The organism is Isoptericola sp. GX10416 (assembly GCF_056590155.1).
In genome coordinates this window covers 1-1,716 of sequence record NZ_JBWPVO010000029.1, presented here as the reverse complement: position 1 = coordinate 1,716, position 1,716 = coordinate 1, and the positions used below count along the sequence as shown (strand labels likewise).

At 68.6% G+C, this 1,716-nt stretch carries 1 protein-coding gene; it reads left to right on the top strand.

What is annotated here, in order from left to right; translation table 11 throughout:
* Positions 1-101 precede the first annotated feature (101 nt).
* Positions 102-1,655, top strand: coding sequence for an integrase core domain-containing protein (locus ACWAT2_RS19280; RefSeq protein WP_402378214.1), 1,554 nt, complete (start codon positions 102-104; stop codon positions 1,653-1,655).
* Positions 1,656-1,716 lie beyond the last annotated feature (61 nt).

Sequence of the window (1,716 nt, the reverse complement as noted above, 5' to 3'; positions counted from 1 at the left end):
ATGTGAAGTCGCAGGACATCGTTGACGGTTCTGTCTCAGGACATCATGGACAGTCGGTCTCATGACATCGTGGACACGTCGGCTGCGGGTTCGCTTCGTGCATGGACTTCAATCACGTGCCCGCGGATGTGCGGTGGGCGATCGCGAACTGGCCTGAGGACGCCGAGCGGGGCGCGGTGACGCGCTTCTGTGAGCGGCACGAGATCAGCCGGGCGGTGTTCTACAAGATCCGTGACCAGGCCCGCGAGCTTGGGCCGGTCGGTGCGACCGAGCCGGGCTCGCGCCGGCCGCGGCGTAGCCCGTCGCGCACCGACGAGAGGGTGATTGAGCATGCGTTGGCGGTTCGGGCCTGGCTGGTCGAGCAGGGCCTGGATGCCGGGCCATTGTCCGTGCGCGCGAGGATGCTCCGCCAGGGGCTGAACCCGCCGTCACGCGCGACCCTGGCCCGGGCGTTCGCCGCCGCGGGGGTTTCGAAGCCCGAGCCGCGCAAGCGACCGCGGGCAGCGAACCGCAGGTTCGTCTACCCGGCGCCGAACTGCTGCTGGCAGATCGACGCGTTCACGTGGTCCCTCGCCGACGGCACCTCGGTCGCGATCCATCAGGTCATCGACGACCACTCCCGCATGGCCGTGGCGACCTTGGTCGCGGACGGCGAGACGGCCAAGGCGGCCGTGCACGTCGTCTCGACGGCGATCCGCCGTTGGGGCGTGCCGCAGCGGCTGTTGTCGGACAACGGGCTGGCGTTCAACCCCACCCGGCGCGGGTTCACCGGAAAGCTCGTGGACTACCTGACCGGTCTCGGGGTCAAGCCGATCACGGGCAAGCCGGACCGGCCCACCACACAGGGCAAGAACGAACGGTTCCACCAGACGCTGCAGAAGTGGCTCAACGCCAGACCACCAGCGAAGACGATCGCCGCGCTGCGGGCGCTGGTCGACGAGTTCGACCGGTACTACAACCATGAACGTGCCCACCAGGGGATCGACGGCCTGACCCCGGCCGAGGCGTGGGCTGCCACACCGCCCGCGCCCGAGCCAGTGGCCGAGCCGCGCATGCCGGCGATCCCGCCCTCGGTGGCCGCACCCATGACGAATGCCGCGACGAAGGCCCCGACGTGCCCGAGCGAGCCGCCAACCCGCAGCAGGGCTCGGCTCGCCCTGCACGCCGCCGAGGGCAGCGCGACGCTCAAGGTCAAGCAGAACGGACAGATCAAGGCGCTCAGCTGCCTGTTCTACGTCGCGACCAGCCGCGCCGGGCAGCAGGTGCACGTCATCTGGAACGAGACCACCGTGGAGATCTTCACCGCGGACGGCGAGCACATCATCGACTACCCGCGCCCCGCGACCACCGGCATGTACTACGGGCCACGCTCCGCGCGCCAGGGCACCCCGATGAAGACCACCGGGCAGAACCCCTCGGCCGGCGTCACCGGCACAGCCCGGCGCACCGTCTCCAAGGGCGGCTACGTCGGCGTCCTCGCCAGCAAGTTCTACGCCGGCTACAAACGCCAAGGCGAACAAGTAACGATCACCTGGGACACCGCGACCGTGACCATCACCGACCAGGCCGGGACGAAGATCGCGACCTACAACAAGCCGACCCAACGCCGCGGCTGGCACGGCCCGACCGAGACCCAACCGTCCACGAAGTCCTGAGACATGCCCATGTCAACGATGTCCTGAGACACATCTGACCACGATGTCCTGAGACATGACA